The 1,276-nt window shown below is 46.8% G+C and carries 2 protein-coding genes; both read left to right on the forward strand.

The window, feature by feature from the left end:
* The coding region (locus QT974_RS34495) for a cupin domain-containing protein (RefSeq protein WP_333472839.1) at positions 1-383 on the forward strand (383 nt) is incomplete at its 5' end.
* Between the two features lie 129 nt (positions 384-512).
* Entirely contained in the window at positions 513-1,148 is a 636-nt protein-coding gene (locus tag QT974_RS34500; protein WP_333472840.1) for a class I SAM-dependent methyltransferase, read from the forward strand.
* The last annotated feature ends 128 nt before the right edge of the window (positions 1,149-1,276 follow it).

Here is a 1,276-nt window from a genome sequence, read left to right on the forward strand (position 1 = left end):
CCGGAAGGGTTAAAAAACGTTTGGGGAATGCTGCGGGTTTGCAGAATTTTGGGGTTAATTTGGTGCGGCTGGCGCCGGGAAGTTGTTCTGCTCTTCGACATTGGCACTCTCGTCAAGATGAGTTTATCTATGTTCTGGAAGGGGAAGTTTGTTTAGTTGCCAATTCGGGAGAGCAAGTGCTAAAATCGGGTATGGCGGCGGGTTTTCGGGCGGGTGATGCTGATGGGCATCATTTGGTCAACCGATCGAATTCTGATGTTGTTTATCTGGAAATTGGCGATCGCACTCCTGATGATTCGGCTAATTACCCAGATGATGATTTAATTGCTAAAGCTAGCGATAATGGTTGGATTTTTACGCATAAAAATGGCGAGATTTACTAAATATCAAGGGTTATTAGCCCCCTTCAGGTGCGGGCGGATTGTTTTTATGGAGAGGTTTAAATCCCCGTCTTAAAAACCTCGCACTCATCTGTCAACTGTCAACTGTCAACTGTCAACTGTCAACTGTTTATGAGTCAAGTTAATCTTTGGAGTTCGGCGGAACACGCTTTGTGGTATCTGGCTAAGGCTGATGGTATTCCTCACCGCACGGAAGGTGAGGCGGTTTTGTTGGAGGAGGTGCCGAAAGATGTCAAGCGGATTCTGGATGTGGGTACGGGTGATGGGCGGTTGTTGGGTTTGCTTAAGTGCGATCGCCCGAATGTTGCATCTGTGGCGATCGACTTTTCGCCAACTATGCTGGAAAAAGCCCGCATTCGTTTTGCTGATGACAACACTGTCACGGTAATTGAACACAATTTTGACGCACCTCTGCCGGATTTGGGCAAGTTTGATGCGATCGTTTCTAGTTTTGCCATCCATCACGTAGAGGACGATCGCAAACGTTCGCTTTACGCCGAGATTTTCGAGCTTTTGGAACCCGGAGGCATTTTTTGCAATTTGGAGCACGTAGCGTCCTCAACTCCCGCTTTACATCAGAAATTTCGAGAGGCGCTGGGTATTAGCGATACGCCAGACGATCCGTCTAATAAATTGCTGGATGTGGAAACACAACTAAGCTGGTTTAGAGACATTGGTTTTGGTGAGGTAGACTGTTATTGGAAATGGCGGGAGCTTGCTTTATTAGTTGGGGTGAAACCTGTTTAGAGTATTTCGTGAAATTCGCAGATCCGGGTAAGGATACGGCAGCGATCGTAGGTATCAAATTAAGATTCATTGCACAGTCCGACAGGGAATTAATTCCCTGTCTCATAGCGAAAGTCCTCTCAAAGAGG

This window comes from Microcoleus sp. BM001215392, assembly GCF_036700185.1.
Taxonomy (GTDB): domain Bacteria; phylum Cyanobacteriota; class Cyanobacteriia; order Cyanobacteriales; family Microcoleaceae; genus Microcoleus.

Bases quoted from the DNA above. Each gene is read 5' to 3' on its own strand.
- QT974_RS34500 (WP_333472840.1), top strand. From the start codon at position 513: ATGAGTCAAGTTAATCTTTGGAGTTCGGCGGAACACGCTTTGTGGTAT.